This window comes from Caballeronia glathei (assembly GCF_000698595.1).
In the GTDB taxonomy this organism is placed as follows: Bacteria; Pseudomonadota; Gammaproteobacteria; order Burkholderiales; family Burkholderiaceae; genus Caballeronia; species Caballeronia glathei.
In genome coordinates this window covers 37,146-52,808 of record NZ_JFHC01000033.1, presented here as the reverse complement: position 1 = coordinate 52,808, position 15,663 = coordinate 37,146, and the positions used below count along the sequence as shown (strand labels likewise).

Annotated in this window: 15 protein-coding genes; 6 read left to right on the top strand and 9 right to left on the bottom strand. The window is 64.6% G+C overall.

Annotated elements, in window-relative coordinates; all coding sequences use genetic code 11:
* Positions 1 to 686 precede the first annotated feature (686 nt).
* From BG61_RS20620 to BG61_RS20580, 9 genes are all read right to left on the bottom strand, one after another.
* Positions 687 to 1,568 (bottom strand): isocitrate lyase/PEP mutase family protein, encoded by an 882-nt coding sequence (locus BG61_RS20620; protein ID WP_035925113.1) that lies wholly within the window; start codon positions 1,566 to 1,568, stop codon positions 687 to 689.
* Positions 1,569 to 1,596: 28 nt separating this feature from the next.
* On the bottom strand, positions 1,597 to 2,217 hold the full coding sequence (gene leuD / locus BG61_RS20615) for a 3-isopropylmalate dehydratase small subunit (protein WP_035925166.1): 621 nt from the start codon (positions 2,215 to 2,217) through the stop codon (positions 1,597 to 1,599).
* Between the two features lie 12 nt (positions 2,218 to 2,229).
* Positions 2,230 to 3,693 carry a 3-isopropylmalate dehydratase large subunit gene (leuC, locus tag BG61_RS20610; RefSeq protein WP_051672679.1) on the bottom strand — a complete coding sequence of 488 codons (1,464 nt, stop codon included), beginning with the start codon at positions 3,691 to 3,693 and terminating at the stop codon, positions 2,230 to 2,232.
* Positions 3,694 to 3,717: 24 nt separating this feature from the next.
* Positions 3,718 to 4,494: an ABC transporter permease gene (locus BG61_RS20605; protein WP_035925115.1), complete on the bottom strand. Its 777-nt coding sequence runs from the start codon at positions 4,492 to 4,494 to the stop codon at positions 3,718 to 3,720.
* The gene (locus tag BG61_RS20600; protein ID WP_035925116.1) at positions 4,491 to 5,252 is read right to left on the bottom strand and encodes an ABC transporter permease; all 762 of its coding nucleotides are present in this window, start codon (positions 5,250 to 5,252) and stop codon (positions 4,491 to 4,493) included. Before BG61_RS20600 ends, BG61_RS20605 begins: the two co-directional genes overlap by 4 nt.
* Positions 5,249 to 6,112, bottom strand: a complete 864-nt coding sequence (locus BG61_RS20595; protein WP_035925120.1) for an ABC transporter ATP-binding protein — start codon at positions 6,110 to 6,112, stop codon at positions 5,249 to 5,251. The genes BG61_RS20600 and BG61_RS20595 overlap by 4 nt, the downstream gene beginning before the upstream one ends.
* Before the next feature lie 15 nt (positions 6,113 to 6,127).
* Positions 6,128 to 7,153, bottom strand: coding sequence for an ABC transporter substrate-binding protein (locus BG61_RS20590; RefSeq protein ID WP_232255957.1), 1,026 nt, complete (start codon positions 7,151 to 7,153; stop codon positions 6,128 to 6,130).
* Between the two features lie 251 nt (positions 7,154 to 7,404).
* A complete protein-coding gene (locus tag BG61_RS20585; RefSeq protein ID WP_232255958.1) occupies positions 7,405 to 8,181 on the bottom strand; it encodes a GntR family transcriptional regulator in 777 nt (258 codons plus the stop codon).
* A 78-nt stretch (positions 8,182 to 8,259) separates the two neighbouring features.
* A complete protein-coding gene (locus BG61_RS20580; RefSeq protein WP_035925123.1) occupies positions 8,260 to 9,147 on the bottom strand; it encodes a LysR family transcriptional regulator in 888 nt (295 codons plus the stop codon).
* A 165-nt stretch (positions 9,148 to 9,312) separates the two neighbouring features.
* Between BG61_RS20580 and BG61_RS20575 the strand changes: the two genes are divergently transcribed.
* The 6 genes from BG61_RS20575 (at position 9,313) to BG61_RS20545 (ending at position 15,627) form a co-directional block, all read left to right on the top strand.
* Positions 9,313 to 10,080 carry a glutaredoxin domain-containing protein gene (locus BG61_RS20575; RefSeq protein ID WP_174479733.1) on the top strand — a complete coding sequence of 256 codons (768 nt, stop codon included), beginning with the start codon at positions 9,313 to 9,315 and terminating at the stop codon, positions 10,078 to 10,080.
* 144 nt (positions 10,081 to 10,224) lie between these two features.
* A complete protein-coding gene (locus tag BG61_RS20570) occupies positions 10,225 to 10,923 on the top strand; it encodes a GntR family transcriptional regulator (RefSeq protein ID WP_051672684.1) in 699 nt (232 codons plus the stop codon).
* Between the two features lie 122 nt (positions 10,924 to 11,045).
* Positions 11,046 to 11,708: a GntR family transcriptional regulator gene (locus BG61_RS20565; RefSeq protein WP_051672678.1), complete on the top strand. Its 663-nt coding sequence runs from the start codon at positions 11,046 to 11,048 to the stop codon at positions 11,706 to 11,708.
* Between the two features lie 83 nt (positions 11,709 to 11,791).
* Positions 11,792 to 13,201 carry an MFS transporter gene (locus BG61_RS20560; RefSeq protein WP_035925125.1) on the top strand — a complete coding sequence of 470 codons (1,410 nt, stop codon included), beginning with the start codon at positions 11,792 to 11,794 and terminating at the stop codon, positions 13,199 to 13,201.
* A 12-nt stretch (positions 13,202 to 13,213) separates the two neighbouring features.
* The gene (locus BG61_RS20555) at positions 13,214 to 14,086 is read left to right on the top strand and encodes an isocitrate lyase/PEP mutase family protein (protein WP_035925126.1); all 873 of its coding nucleotides are present in this window, start codon (positions 13,214 to 13,216) and stop codon (positions 14,084 to 14,086) included.
* A 785-nt stretch (positions 14,087 to 14,871) separates the two neighbouring features.
* On the top strand, positions 14,872 to 15,627 hold the full coding sequence (locus BG61_RS20545; RefSeq protein ID WP_035925130.1) for a COG4705 family protein: 756 nt from the start codon (positions 14,872 to 14,874) through the stop codon (positions 15,625 to 15,627).
* The last annotated feature ends 36 nt before the right edge of the window (positions 15,628 to 15,663 follow it).

The following is a 15,663-nucleotide window of genomic DNA, read 5'->3' as shown; positions in this document are numbered from 1 at the left end:
GCGATGAGCTTTGGCGTCGCTGCGCCGTTCACACAGCCCCCTGACTCCGCCGTGCGTCGAACCTCCACATGTCATGAGCACACTCGCGGTCGGCGTGTGATGATTCGAATTAATGGACGCCGCCGGCAAAATTAACGGACCTCAACATCTGGTGCGAGCTGCGCCGTTCACACAGCCCCCCTGACTCCGCTGTGCGTCGAACCTCCACATGTCATGAGCACACTCGCGGTCGGCGTGTGATGATTCGAATTAATGGACGCCGCCGGCAAAATTAACGGACCTCAACATCTGGTGCGAGCTGCGCCGTTCACACAGCCCCCCTGACTCCGCTGTGCGTCGAACCTCCACATGTCATGAGCACACTCGCGGTCGGCGTGTGATGATTCGAATTAATGGACGCCGCCGGCAAAATTAACGGACCTCAACATCTGGTGCGAGCTGCGCCGTTCACACAGCCCCCCTGACTCCGCTGTGCGTCGAACCTCCACATGTCATGAGCACACTCGCGGTCGGCGTGTGATGATTCGAATTAATGGACGCCGCCGGCAAAATTAACGGACCTCAACATCTGGTGCGAATCGGGTTGCAGACGAAGTTCTGAAGGCAGACGGTTTCCAGGACTGTTGGTCCTTCGAGCTGACTCCCAGCGCGAGCGGGACGTTGGATGGAACGAGGCCGGATGCGAGTCAAGCCTCCTTGCCGCTCTCATACCGCGCCTCCACGCCCACCGCCTGTTCCAGTCCCACGAACCGGTTGAACTCCTCGAACGGCGTAAGTCGATCCGCGATCGCACTGGTCGAGCCTTCGCGCATGAAACGCTCCATCATTTCCTTGACGGCCTTGTGCATGGCGAGCATCGGCTCGATGGGGCACAGCGCGTAGTCGAAGCCTAGCTTGTACACCTCGTCGAGCGACAGGTACGGGCTTTTGCCCGTGCGCGCCATGTTGAAGAGGATCGGCTTGCCAAGCGGCGTGAGGCGCCGCACCAGTTCCTGCATCTGCTCCACACTTTCGGGCGCATCCGCATAGAGACCATCCGCGCCGACTTCGGCATACGCTTCGAGACGCGCGATGGCATCGTCTAGTCCAGTCACCGCGATCGCATCCGTACGCGCGACAATGAAGAAATCCGGGTCGCTGCGCGCAGCCAGCATCGCGCGCAGCTTTTGCTGCATCTCTTCCTTCGAAACAAGCTGTTTGCCCGCGAAATGCCCGCATTTCTTCGGCACCGCCTGGTCTTCCAGATGCAGCACCGAGGCGCCCGCTTCCTCCCAGAGCCGCATCGTGCGCTGCACGTCGAGGATGCCGCCGTAGCCGGTATCCGCATCCGCGAACACGGGCACCTTCGTCACGCGGCAGATGCGGCGGATGTGCTCGAACATCTCCGTTTGCGTGAGCACGCCCACGTCCGGCTGGCCCGCGACGATCGCGGACGCGGCAAAGCCGCTCACGTAGATCGCCTTCGCGCCCGCCTCTTCGGCGAGCTTTGCGGTGATGGCATCATGCGCGCCCAAGCAAACGAAAGGCGGCGACTTCAGCAGTTCCCTGAATCGTGCGTTGCGGGTCACTTAACTCTCCTTGGGGTCCTGTCGTGCGTCATAGAATCGGATAAGCCCAGCTGCGCGCGCCGCGGTCGGCCGCGCGAAACGCGTCGATGCCGGCTTTCATCCGGAGCGTCTGGTCGATCTCATCAAGCCCTTCGATCAGCGCCTGCTGGCGCGCCTGGTCGAATTCGAAGCGCTGCGTCGGCACGCCGGGCGCGCGAATTTCGAGCGCGCGCAAATCCACTTCGAGCGGCGTGCCGTCCTTCGCGATATCCGCAAGACGCGCAATGGACGGTGCATCAAGCACGATGGGCAAAAGGCCGTTCTGCAGGCAGTTGGCGTAGAAGATATCGCCGAACGAAGGCGCAATTACGCAGCGGATGCCGAACTCTTCGAGCGCCCAGACGGCCATCTCGCGCGAACTGCCGCAGCCAAAATTCGCGCCCGCAAGCAGGATGGGCGCGCGCCGGAAGGCGGGCTGGTTAAGCACGAAGCCTTCCTGCTCGCCTTCGTGCGGACCGCCTTCGCGATAACGCAGCGTTTCGAGCAGCCATGGCCCCAACTGGCCGCGCGCGAGCTGCGCAATGCGCTCGACGCGAATGATCAGGTCGGTGTCCACGTTGTTGCGCAAGAGCGGCGCGGCAGGGCCCTTCTCGACGGTGAACGGTTTCATCGGCATGCTCCCTCAGGAAACGGCGGCGTCGGGCGCGGCAATACGCCCTGCGAGCGCGCTTGCGGCTGCAACGGCGGGACTCGCCAGATGCGTGCGTGCGCCCGGCCCTTGCCGCCCGACGAAATTGCGATTCGATGTCGAGACGCAGCGCTCGCCCCGGCTCACCACGTCGCCGTTCGCGCCGACGCACATCGAGCAGCCCGGCTCCCGCCATTCGAAACCGGCCGCGCGGAAGACGTCCGCCAGCCCTTGCTGCTCGGCTTCGCGCGCGACGCTCATCGAGCCCGGCACGACCCACGCCTTGACGCCATCGGCGACATGCTGCCCATCCACGACGCGCGCCGCCGCCTGCAAGTCCTCGATGCGGCTGTTCGTGCACGAGCCGATGAACACGCGATCCACCGTCAGCTCGTCGAGACGCTGGCCGGCGTGCAGCCCCATGTAGTCGAGTGCACGCTGCATCGCCGCGCGGCGTGCGGGGTCGGCTTGCCCGGCGGGATCGGGCACTTCGCCGTCGATGGCGATCACGTGCTCCGGGCTCGTGCCCCACGTCACCTGCATGCGGATCTCCGCGGCATCCACGCCGACTTCGCGGTCGAACGTCGCACCGTCGTCCGTGGCAAGCGCGCGCCAGTCGGCCAGTGCCCGCTCGAACGCTTCGCCCTTCGGCGCATACGGACGGCCGCGCAAATACGCGAAGGTGGTGTCGTCCGGTGCGACGAGGCCGTACTTCGCGCCCAGTTCGATCGTGAGGTTACAGAGCGTGAGCCGCCCTTCTATCGACAGCCCGCGCACCGCCTCGCCCGCGTATTCCACCGCATGGCCCGTGCCCGCCGCGGCCCCAAGCATGCCGATCAGATGCAGGATCATGTCCTTCGCGGTGACGCCGTCACGCAAGGGCCCATCGAAGGTCACGCGCATCGTGCGCGGGCGCTTCTGGCGCACCGTCTGCGTGGCGAGCACGTGCACCAGCTCGGTAGAGCCGATGCCGAACGCCAGCACGCCGAGCGCGCCATGCGTGCAGGTGTGGCTGTCGGCGCACACGAGGGTCGTGCCCGGCAGCGACAGGCCGAGCTCCGGGCCGATCACGTGCACGATGCCCTGCGCGCCGCTCGCGCCTTGCGCACTGAACGCGCCGTCGGCGCCAATCTCGAAGATCGGGATCGCGTGATGCGCCATCTGCGCGCGCATCGCGTCGACCATCGTGGTGCTCCAGCCGGCGTCGCCGGCGCGCCGGCCGGGCGCGGTGGAGATCACGTGATCGAGCGTGGCGAACGTCTGCGCCGGGCTGGCTACCGGCAGTCCGCGTGCTTCGAGCACGCGCACGGCTTCCACGCCCGTCAGCTCGTGCATCAGATGGCGGTCCACCTGCAGCAGATCCGCGCCCCCGCCCAGACTCGCGATGACGTGACTCGACCACAGCTTGTCGAAGAGCGAGCGCGGTCCCGCGCCCGCCGGAGATCTCGGCGTGCTCATGTGATTCTCCCAAAGGCGCGCACGTCAATCAGCGTGCGTGAGACGGCGCTGCCAGGCCAGGAACACCAGGTTCACGAGCGTGGCGAAGACGAACAGCATCAGCGCAAGCGCCATGATCGTGCCGGTTTCGCTGCGGTTCATCGCCATCATCAGTTGATGGCCGATACCCGTTTGCGAGGCGAACATCTCGCCGATCAACGTGCCCAGCAGCGTGAGCGAAAAGCCGATGCGCAGGCCCGCCACCACTTCCGGCACGCACGCCGGCAACAGCACGAAACGCGCGAAACCGAGCGGGCTCAGCCGGTACGTGTGCGCAGCCCGCGTATAGATGGGCGGCAAATTGCGCACGGCGTTCATCGTGAAGAGCGTGACGGGCACGACGCCATGCATCACGCCGAAGACGATCTTCGCCCACAGGCCGAGTCCGAACGCGAGCAGCACGACCGGATACAACGTGACCTTCGGGATGGAATAGAAGCCCATCATGAGCGGCTCCATCACATCGCCCGCGATGCGGCGCGCACCGAGCAGCAAGCCAAGGCATACCCCGCCCACCGCCGAGATCGCGAAGGCAGAGACGAATGCGCGGCCCGTCGCATAGAGGCTGCCGGGAAAGTCGGGATCGGAGACGATCTTGAACGCGCGCAGCGCCGTGTGCCAGGGCGTGGTCACCACGTCGGCGCCGAGCAGTTCGCTCAGGATCTGCCACAGCGCGACCAGCACGACGACGAGCACGACGCCGTCGAGCCGGCGGCGCGCATGGCGCGGCTTCGTGGTGTGCGTGACAGCGATCGTGCTCATGCTGCTCCCTCCCGCCGGATGCGCCGGTAAAGCCGCGCTTCGGCTGCGCGCAAAAGCGCGTTGACGGTGCCGACGAAAACGAGCATCAGCACCATCAGGCCGTACATCGTGGGGTTGTCGAAGTTGTTGTAGGCAAAGGCGATCTGATAGCCGAATCCCGAGCCCGAGAGCACGAATTCCCCGGCCACCACCGCGATGAACGCATACACCACCGTCAGCTTGATGCCCGTGAACACGAAGGGCAGGCTGGCGGGTAACGTGATGAGACGAATCTCGTCGAGCGTGCGCAGGCGGCACACGCGCGCCGTGCGCAACAGCACGCGTGGCACGCGTTCGAGGCCGTTGAGCGTGTTCACCGCCATCGCGACTACCGCAAACAGGAAGCCGATGGCGACGAGCGGCCAGCGGTTCAGGCCCAGGATCACGATCAGGATCGGATACAGCACGAACACCGGCACCGCGTAATACGAGAGCAGCAGCGGGTCGAGCACGCGGCGCACGCGCGGCAGGCGAAAGAGCAGCACGCCGCCCGCGAAGCCCGCCACCACCGCGAGCGCCACTGCGCACAGCGCACTGCTCAGCGTGAGCGCGATGTCATTCGCATACTGCCCGGAGACGAGCAGGTCCCACGCACTCGCGATCATCTTCGAAGGCGGAATGAACGAGACCGGATTGATCCACGCCGCGCGGCTTGCCACCTCCAGCACGACGAGCAGCGCCACGACGAGTCCCACACGCCAGCGCGCCGCCGTACTCACGACTGGCTCCCGAGCGCTTTCATCGCCTCTTCGCGCAACAGGCCCCAGACCTGCGCGCTCAGTGCGCCGAAGCGCGGATCGAGCGCGATGGTGCTGTCGCGCATTCGCGGCCAGGCGGTTTCGATCGTCTCGATGAAGCGCCCCGGGCACGCCGACATGACGCCGATACGATCGGAAAGCAGCACGGCTTCGTCGATCGAGTGCGTGATGAGCATCACGGTAGCGCCGGTATCACGCCACAGACGCAGCATCTCGTCACCCATCAGGAGACGCGTCTGCTGGTCGAGCGCGCCGAACGGCTCGTCGAGCAGCATGAGGCGCGGACGCACCACCATCGCCCGCGCGATGCAGGTGCGCTGGCGCATGCCGCCCGAGAGCTGCGCGGGATATGCACGCGCGAACGACTTGAGTCCCATGAACGAGAGCGCATGATTCACGCGCTCGCGCACTTCGCGCTCCGGCACGCCCGCGCGCCGCGCGGCGAACGCGGCGTTGTCGAATACGTTGAGCCACGGAAAGCTCGCGTCTTCCTGGAACACCACCGCGACGCCATCGGGCACTTCGTTGCCCACGGGCTTGCCTTCGAACTCGACCGTGCCGCCGCTTGCCGCGTTCAGCCCCGCGAGCACGTCGAGCAGGGTCGACTTGCCGCATCCCGAAGGCCCGACTACCGAGAAGAACTCACCCGCGCGCAATTCGAGCGCGACAGGACCGAGCGCGTGAAACGGCGGCTTGTCGCCCGTGCCCGGATAGATGCGCGTGACGTCGGTGAGGCGCGCCTGGTAACGCAAGCCGTCCGGCGACGGCGGGGTCGCCGATACGACCGACATCGTCGCCCGGCGTCGCGAGAGTGCGCTCATGGTGTCCTTCCTTGCTTATTTTTTCGTGCGAAGGTCGACGGGCAGCAGCGATTCATCCACGATCTTCGTCCAGTCGAACGGCCCGTCGGGAATCGCCTTCACGAGCACGAGGCCCTTCAGTACCTCCTGCATGCTCGGGTAGTCGAAGCCGCCTTCGCTCCAGTATTTCGCGTCGGTGTCGAGCACGTTGTTGATCGCGGACGCCGCGATGGCCGGCTCCATCTTGTATTCGCGCGCGACAATCTGCGCGGCTTCCTCGCGATGCGCCGCCATGTATTGCACCGCCTTGCGCCGGGCCGCGATAATGCCGCGAATCGCCTCGGGATGGGCTTTCAGATAATCGGTGCGCACGACGCCGACGGTCTGTGTCTCTTTCGGCACCACGTCACTTGCGCGGAACGCGATCTTGAGGCCGGCTTTCTTCGCACTGTAGGACGGCTCGGTCATGTAGCCGACATCCACCGCGCCTTGCTGCAACGACGTGAGCATGCCGCTCGAACTCCCCACCGGCTTGCGCTGCACTTCGTTCAGCAAGCCCACGCGATTGAGCGCAATGGTCGAGATGACATCGGTGGTGGACTTCGGGCTGCTGTAGCCGAGCGTTCGCCCCTTCATTTCCTTGATGCCGGTGATGTTGCCCGTTTTCAGCTGCACCCACATCAGATCGGCGAGGCTCTGGACGCCACCATGCACGATGGTGAGATCGACGCCCTGCTTGATCGCCGCGATCGCCGCGGGCAGCGCCACTTCGCCATAAGGAATTTCGGAAGCCATTGCATTGCGGATGCTCGTGCCGCCGCCCTCCGACGTGATGAAGCCGGTGACGTCGACTTTTTCTTCCTTGAAGTAGCCCTTCTCCAGCGCGACCGCGAAGGGCACGCCATACATGCCGTCGCCCCAGTGCGTCACCGTGAGCGACGCCGCTTTCACATTCACGGCTGCCGCTGCAAGGAGCGCGCTCATGCCGAGCGCACGGATGAAATGCATCGGGCGCACTGAACCAACAGGCTTGTCCACGGCCATCATGAGTGTCGTCTCCATCCACGATCGACGGTCTGAAGGCCGCCGTTTATTGTTGATCGCGTGCGCGAGCCGCTACGTTTATGGCGCGTGGTTCGCGCGCATCGCGTGGCAGGGAAATGAGAAATGGGGAAAAAACACCTGAACGCAACGACGCTCGTCCCTGACCGTGCAGATTAATGTATGCATTGTTTAGCGGATTGTCCAGGCAAAGCGAGGGTGGGTTTACCCGCCGCGCGCCGCACGCGGCGCTCGCAGGCGAACTGAAAACCTCATGCCTGATTGATGCCGTAGCGCCGCAGCACCTCAGTCTGCTCGCGCCAGCCACGTTCGCGATGCGCGCGATAGAGCCGCGTCGCAAGCGTGGCATCGCCCTCTTTCATTGCCCGGATGATCGCGTGATGCTCGGCGATCGACTCGCGCGGCTGCGGATGCGGGCGGACCATCTGCGTAAAGCGGCGCACCCGATGCACCTGGTCGCGGCAGTTCATCACCACCTGCGCGAGGCGAGCGTTGCCGCCGAGCTTCACGAGCGACTCGTGAAAGACTTCGTCGGCGGCGGCCCAGGCTTGCATGTCGCCGCGTTCGAGCGCATCGGTCATCTGCGCGCAGGCGTCTTCGAGCGGCGCGAGCGAGACGCCTGCGCGGGCGGCCACGAGCCCCGCCGCGGCCGATTCGAGGCTGATCAGCACCTGATAGATGTGAATGATGTCGGAGATCGAAGTGGGTACGATGCGCACGCCATGGCGCGGCACGATCTGCACGAGCCCTTCGCCTTGCAGGCGGACGACGGCCTCGCGAACCGGCGTGCGGCTCAAGCCGAGCATCAGCGCGAGTTCCTGTTCGAGGAAGCACGAGTCTGGCGTCAGTTCGTTCTCGATGATCTTGTGGCGCAGTTGCGAATACGCGCGCTGCGTGGAATTTGCGCGGCGCTGTGAGGCGCTCAGCCGATCGCGCGGCGCGGCGTCACTCGTGCCCGAATCCTCGTTCGACACGGGTTTGCGGGCGTTGCGTTCGGACGCGCCCGGCGTCGGTCGGATTCGTGCCACGGCTTTCCTCCTTGAACATTTCGACCCGCATTCTGACTCGCAACACGGGCGGCGATGCCGGCCCGATCGCATTGTCCCTCACGCCGCGCGCAAGTGCTCGACGAGCATCCGGCACGCGGCGGTCAACGCCTGCGAGGAGCGCACGGCGATGAGCAGGTCGCGCTCGGCCCATGCCTCGTCGAGCATGACGACGCCGAGCGCCTGCGCCACCGCCTGGTGCCGCGCCACCGCCTCGGGCATCACGCCGACACCCAGCCCCGCGCCGATCATGAGCGCCTGCGCATCGTAGCTCGTCACCTGAATGCGCACCCTGAGCGGCTGCGCGAGGCCATGCGCCGCTTGCGTCACCTGCTGGCTGATGGCGGTATCGGGCGGCAGATTCACGAACTCGTGAGCGAGGGCTTCGGCAAGCCGCATCGACGCGCGCTTCGCGAGCGCGTGACCGGCCGGGCACACCAGCACGAGCCTGTCACGGTGATAGGGAAACGTCTCCAGCGCGAAGCCGTGCGGCACGGACGTGAACACGCCGATGTCGACGGCATTCTCCGCTACCGCGCGCAGCACGCCCGCGCTCGGCTTCTCCTCGATCAGGATGCTGATCTGCGGATGCTGCGCCGCGAACCGCTGGATGTCGCCCGGCAGGAACTGCACGACCGAGGAGATGTTCGCCGCCATGCGGATGAGCCCTCTCGTGCCGCTCGCGTAGTCGCGCATTTGCACGACGATATCGTCGAGCTGATGCAACGCGTGTTGCGCGAGCGAGACCAGCCGCTGCCCTGCTTCGGTGGGCGCCACGCCCTTGTTGGTGCGCGTGAGCAGCGCCACGCCGAGCGTCGCTTCGATCTCGCTCATGCGCTTGCTGAGCGCCGCCGCCGCGATATGCTCGCGCTCGGCCGCCGCCGCAATCGTGCCTGTTTCGGCCACGGCGACGAAGAGTTTGAGCGAGAGCGGATCAAGGGTCGGCATGGCACGGACTCGCAGTCGAGGTCCCATGCAGTGTAGCGAAAGCGGGTCGTGCTCGCGCGCCGTCATCGCCGCTCGCGATGGCGGCATGGCGAGATAGCGCTTTGCCGCGTCGGGCCGAGCGCGAAGAATGGCGTGGGACACAATGAGCAACACAAGGAGCCAATCATGGAAAAGGCCACCCCTGCGCGCATCAAGGTGTTCTGGCAGCCCGGGTGCTCGTCGTGCCTGCGCACGAAGGAGTTTCTGGCGAGTCAGGGCATAAAGTTCGAATCGATCGACGTGCACAACGACCCTCAAGGCCGCGCCGAGCTTGCCGCGCTAGGCGCGCGCAGCGTGCCGGTCGTCGCGCTCGGCGGCAGGTACACGTTCTGCCAGTCGATCAACGACGTCATCAGGTTTCTCGACCTGAAGACGAAGACGATCGAGCCGCTACCGCCCGCCGAACTGGTCAAGCGGCTCGATCTCGTGCTCGAATCGAATGCGCGCTATGTCCAGCAGTTCAGTGGCAAGTCGTTTCGCGAGCCGTTTCGCAACCGCAACCGCACGCCCGCGGGGCTCGCGTTTCACGTGTTCCGTGTCGCGGAGATGGGCATAGAAGCGGCGCACCAGATCGAACTGCGCTTCGAAGGCTTCGATGACCTCCCGCCCGAGAACTGGACACCCGAAGACATCGCGCGCTGGGGGGAATCGGTGCGAGACCGGCTGCATGCCTGGTGGGCGAGCGAGCGCGATCCGACGCTTTCGTACGAAGTGCCCACGTATTACGGCCGCCGCAGCATGCACGAAGTGCTCGAACGCACCGCGTGGCACAGCGCGCAGCACACCCGCCAGGTCATGCTGATGCTGCAAAGCGAGGACGTCGCGCCCAAGAGGCCGCTCACCGCGCAGGATCTGGCCGGGCTACCCTTGCCGGACGAAGTCTGGGATCGTTGAATTCGCCCTTGTGGAGCGCCGGATGCGCAAACATTCAGCGTTTTTGCGTGCGCCAATGAATACGTTAATGTGTTCTTCTATAATGGGTCGATACGCTGCGGCGCATCGCCGGCGGCGCAATGCGTGTTTCGCGAGCGTGTTCCGATGCCCCGAGCCGAGCCAGCCGACGATCCGATCAAACCGCCCCGGGAGAAATCGACGGAGACGGTGTATCAGGGGCTGCGCGCCAAAATCCTGAACAATGAGCTGCGCCCTGGCATGCAACTGCTCGAACAGGAGATCGTCGCGCTCTTCGGCGTCAGCCGCACGCCCGTACGCGAGGCGCTCCTCAGGCTCGAACGCGAGAACCTGCTGCAGATCATTCCGCGCCACGGCGTGCGCGTGCGGCAAGTGTCGCTTGCCGACATCGAAGATATCGACCAGATCCAGACGAGCCTCGAAGCCTCCGCCATCGCCATGGTGGCAGCGACGAAGCCCCGCGCGAAAGGCCTCGCGCCGCTTTCGGCCGCCTGCGACGCGATGGACCGCGCCGCCAGAAAAGCCGACTACGCCGCATGGTGGAGCGCAGACGAAGCGTTCTTCATGCGACTCGTCGAATTGCCGGCCAATCCACGGCTCGCGCAGATCGTCGGCGAATGCCGCGAGCAGATACGCCGCGTGCGCGACCTCACGGCACGCGTCATCGCGGGCATCGAGCTTTCGAGCGCCCCGCATCGCGCGATGATCGACGCCATGCGCGCAGGCGACGCCGCGCTCGCCGAAAGTCTCTGCCGTGACCATCGCGCGGCCACGCTGCGCGCGCAGATCGACACCCTTACCCGCCTGGGCATCCTCGAAGTCTGAGTTTCGCGAATACGTGCCGCCCGGAGCAAGGGTAAAACCTATATCGCAAGCCGACGCACATTGCATACAATCATCCTCAGTTATCGCGCAATTCAAGCGAATTTCGGGAATGAGGACCGGTTTTGCATACAATCTCGCGCTCCTCGGAAGAGGTGTACGTCGCGATCCGGCAGGCGCTGGAGCAAACCCGCTATGCCGACGGCGCGTATCTGCGCGAAGCGCAACTCGCTCAGCAACTCGGCGTGAGCCGCACCCCCGTGCGTGAAGCGCTGCGGCGGCTGGGCGCCGAGGGCTGGCTCGAAGTGCGTCCGAACTATGGGGCGCGCGTCAAACGCTGGTCGTTGCGCGACGTCGAGGAGATCTTCGAAGCGCGTCTTCTGATCGAGCCTTATCTGGCGGGCCGCGCCGCGGCGCACATCACCGCCGACGAGATCGAGCGCCTCACGCAGCTTGCCACGCAAATGCGCGCCATCGCCGATGGTCCGCCCGGCGAGCAAACCACCGAAGCGTGGTTCGCCGCCAATGCCTCGTTTCACGCCATCATCACCGCCGCTGCGCGCAACGAGCGCCTCGACCAGTCGCTCAAGTCGATGAAGGAGATGCCGCTCATCAAGTGGACCTTCGACACCTTCAGCGCCGAGGACCGCGAGCGCAGCACCCGCCAGCATTTCGAAATCGTGACGGCGCTTGCCGAACGCAACGCGCCTTGGGCGGAAGCCGTCACGCGCTGCCATATCGCCGCGGCCGAAAAGTCGGTGCTCGACCGTCTCAGGGGCAATTCGTGAGCAGCTAGCGCCCGTCGCGGACGCCAGCATCCAGCCGCATTCACCGCACACAGAGGCGGGAGTTCATCCATCCGGAGGAAGACATGCAGAGTTCGGTGTACGCAGGCGCACGACTGGACCGGTTGCCCATCGCGCGGTTTCATCGCCGCATCCTGTGGCTTATAGGCGGCGGGATGTTCCTCGATTCGTTCGACATCTACCTTGCCGGCAGCGTGCTCGGCGCGCTCACCAAGAGCGGCTGGTCGACGATGCAGCTCAACGCCGCGTTCCTCTCGTCCACTTTCGTGGGCATGCTGATCGGTGCGTTCTTCGCGGGCGTGCTCGGCGATGCGAAGGGCCGCAAGTTTACCTACCAGTTCAACCTTGCGGTGTTCGGCATCGCGTCGATCGCGGGCGCGCTCGCCCCCTCGATGACCTTTCTGATCGCCGCGCGCTTCTTCATGGGGCTGGGGCTCGGCGCAGAGATCGTGGTGGGCTACGGCTCGGTCGGCGAGTTCATTCCACCCGCAGTGCGCGGCCGATGGTCGGCGTATCTCTCGCTCATCACCAACTCGGCGCTCTTCGCGTCCAGCCTGCTCGGCTATCTGATCATTCCGGCGATCGGCTGGCGCGCGATGTTCGCGCTCGTCGGCGTCGGCGCGCTCGTGGTGTGGGCATTGCGCAAGAAGATGCCGGAATCGCCGCGCTGGCTCGAATCGAAGGGACGTTACGACGAAGCGGAAGCCACGCTCGCGGCCATCGAAAGCGAAATCGCGCGCGAGCACGCGCTGCCGCCCGTCGTCGAGCGGCGCATCGTCACGCAGAAGACGTCGCTTGCGAGCCTCTTTCGCCCGCCGCTCCTGCGCCGCACGCTGCTGGCGATCTTCGTGCAGATCGCCATCAATACGGTGATCTACGGCTTCGTCGTGTGGGTGCCGACCTTCCTGATGAAGCAGGGCCTCGGCATGGCTTCGTCGCTGGGGTACACCGCGCTGATGTCGCTGGGCGGACCGGCGGGCGCGCTCGTGGGCGTGCTGATCGCAGACCGCGTGGGGCGCAAGAACGGGCTGATCGTGATCGGCGTCATCGCCTCGGTGATCGGCTGGCTGTACAGCCATTCGACGAGCGTTGAAATGGCCACGGGCCTCGGCTTCCTGCTCTTCGCGCTCACGTATCTGATGGTCGCGCTCGGCATCGCCACCTACATTCCCGAGCTGTTCGCGACGGAGAACCGCATGCGCGGCAGCGGCATCAGTGGCTGCGCGGGGCGCATCGCAGGCATCGTCGCGCCGCAGGTGGTCGTGTACATGTACGCGACCGGAGGCGTGAAGGACGTGCTGCTGGTGATCATCGGCGCGCTCGCCGTGATGGTTGCCGTGCTGCTCTTCTTCGGCATCGAAACGAACCAGCGCTCGCTGGAGGAAATCGCCCCGGACGCGCCCGAAGCCGAAGCCGAAACCGAGGCCGGCGCGGCGCTCGCGGGCAGCGATATCGCATCGAGGCAACATCACTAACCGGAGTCCATCATGGCAACTACCAACACTCGCAGCAAGCTCAAGGCACGTTTGAAGCAGCAGGACATCGTGGTCGCACCAGGCGTATTCGACATGATCTCCGTGCGCCTCGCCGATGCGATGCAATTCGACTGCCTGTACATGACGGGCTTCGGCACGGTGGCGTCGTATCTCGGCATCCCCGATGCCGGACTTGCCACCTATACCGACATGGTCAACCGGGTGAGCGCGTTTTGCGGCGCAAGCACCACGCCGATCATCTGCGACGGCGACACCGGCTACGGCGGCCTGCTGAACGTCGCGAATACGGTGCGCGGCTACGAGAAGGCGGGGGCTGCGGGCATCCAGCTCGAAGACCAGGAGTTCCCGAAGAAGTGCGGGCACACGCCGGGGCGCCGCGTGATCCCCGTCGACGACATGGTGCGCAAGATCAAGGTCGCGATCGAGACGCGCGAAGACCCGGATTTTCAGGTTATCGCGCGGACGGATGCGCGCACGTCGCTCGGGCTCGACGAGGCATTGCGGCGCGCCGAGGCGTATCTCAAGGCAGGCGCGGATGTGTTGTTCGTGGAGTCGCCCGAGAGCGTCGAGGAGCTGGAGAAGATCGGCAAGTCATTCGACGTGCCTTTGCTCGTGAATGTCGTTGAAGGCGGCCGCACCCCGCAGCTTGCGCCTGCCGAGTTGCAGAAGCTCGGATTTTCCCTCGCGATTTATCCGGCATCGGGGTTCCTTTCCGTGGCGAAGGCGCTGGAACAGGTTTACGGCGAACTCAAGGCACTGAAGGGGACCGTGGCGAGCGAGCGCGAGATGTATTCGTTCGCGAAGATGTGCGAGCTGATGGGCTTTGCGCAGGTATGGGAGTTCGACCGGACACACGCGGAGTGAGCGTGTCGTGATGGCGGGCGCGCGCAAGCGCGCGTGTGCTCGCGCATCATCGCCATGGTGGCGAGCACAGACTGGCATTCCCTCAGTCGGCCTCGGAATGCGCCTTCCGAGACGCTCTGCGATGCATTGAGGGTCGATACTCGTGAAGCCGACAAGCACGGCCGACGCTCCCTCATTGCCTTTCGTCCAGTCCGTCAATGCTTCACCGTACAGGCCCTCTTCCCGCATGCGTGCAACAAGCCGGAGATCCGAGCGTCGCGCCTGCAACCGCAAGGTCAAGTGCATGCCTCCCGGTTGTGTATCGATACGTATGTGCTTCCCCAGCATGCTTTGCACGCCTGCAACTTCCGCTTACCGACGCGCGCCATAGCGCTTGCGCATCCGCTGGATGTGGCGCGCGAAGTGCCCTTCCGTTATGAACGACGTGACGATTGCTTGCGCAAGCCTGGCACTGCCGCCCGCAAAGGCCTGACTGATTTCCTCGAACCGTTCAATTCCGCTAGCGGTGTTTGCCGGACCGCTAATGGCGTTCGCCAATTTTGCTGGCGCGCCACCGCGGCCTTATTCCTTTCCGAGATGCACGATAGCGATCTATCGCACGCAGTGCGACTACGACATTGACTGAGCTACCGAAATGCAGGCTCTAATGCTCTCTTAAGGAACCACCCCGTAACATTATCGCCTTTGCTCCGCTGACAGCCTGGCCCGAGCGTTCATTCGACGGCAGCCATCGGGGCAGCGAGTTGTCGACCACGACGTCCTAACCCTATTCCACGCCAAACGCCATGGAAAAGTTGAACAGCGCCGTAGCCAAAGTTCCCGAGATCACATTAGTGTTCTGGATCATCAAGATCGCCGCAACCACGTTGGGTGAAACCGGCGGGGATGCCGCTTCGATGTCCCTGAATCTGGGTTATCTGGTCAGTACGATCATCTTCGCCGTCGTTTTTCTCATAGCGGTCGTTGCACAGGTCAAGGCTGATCGATTCAACCCCGTGCTGTACTGGGTCACCATCATCGCGACCACAACGGTCGGCACGACACTCGCAGATTTTGCCGATCGATCGCTCGGCATCGGTTATGCGGGCGGCAGCCTACTCCTGATCTTCCTGTTGCTTGCATCACTGCTCGTCTGGTATCGAACGATGGGTTCGGTAGCCGTGACAACGGTTTCCTCCGCGAAAGCCGAAATGTTCTACTGGGTGACGATCATGTTCTCCCAGACGCTCGGCACCGCACTGGGAGACTGGACGGCCGACACGGCAGGTCTTGGCTATTCAGGTGCCGCGCTCATCTTCGGTGGATTGTTGCTCGCGCTCGTCATTGCGTACTACGCGACGCAGATCCCAAGGACGTTGCTCTTTTGGGCGGCGTTCATCCTGACCCGGCCGCTGGGCGCAGTGGTCGGCGACTTCCTCGACAAACCCATCGCAAACGGCGGTCTTGCAATGAGCCGATATGGTGCCTCAATCGCGCTCGTGCTGTTCATTCTGGTCTGCGGGTCCATATTTCGGCAGCGGCCTGCCGAAGCAGCCCACTAGCAGCAAGCAATTCGCGAGCGGGGCGCGGACGCCGTC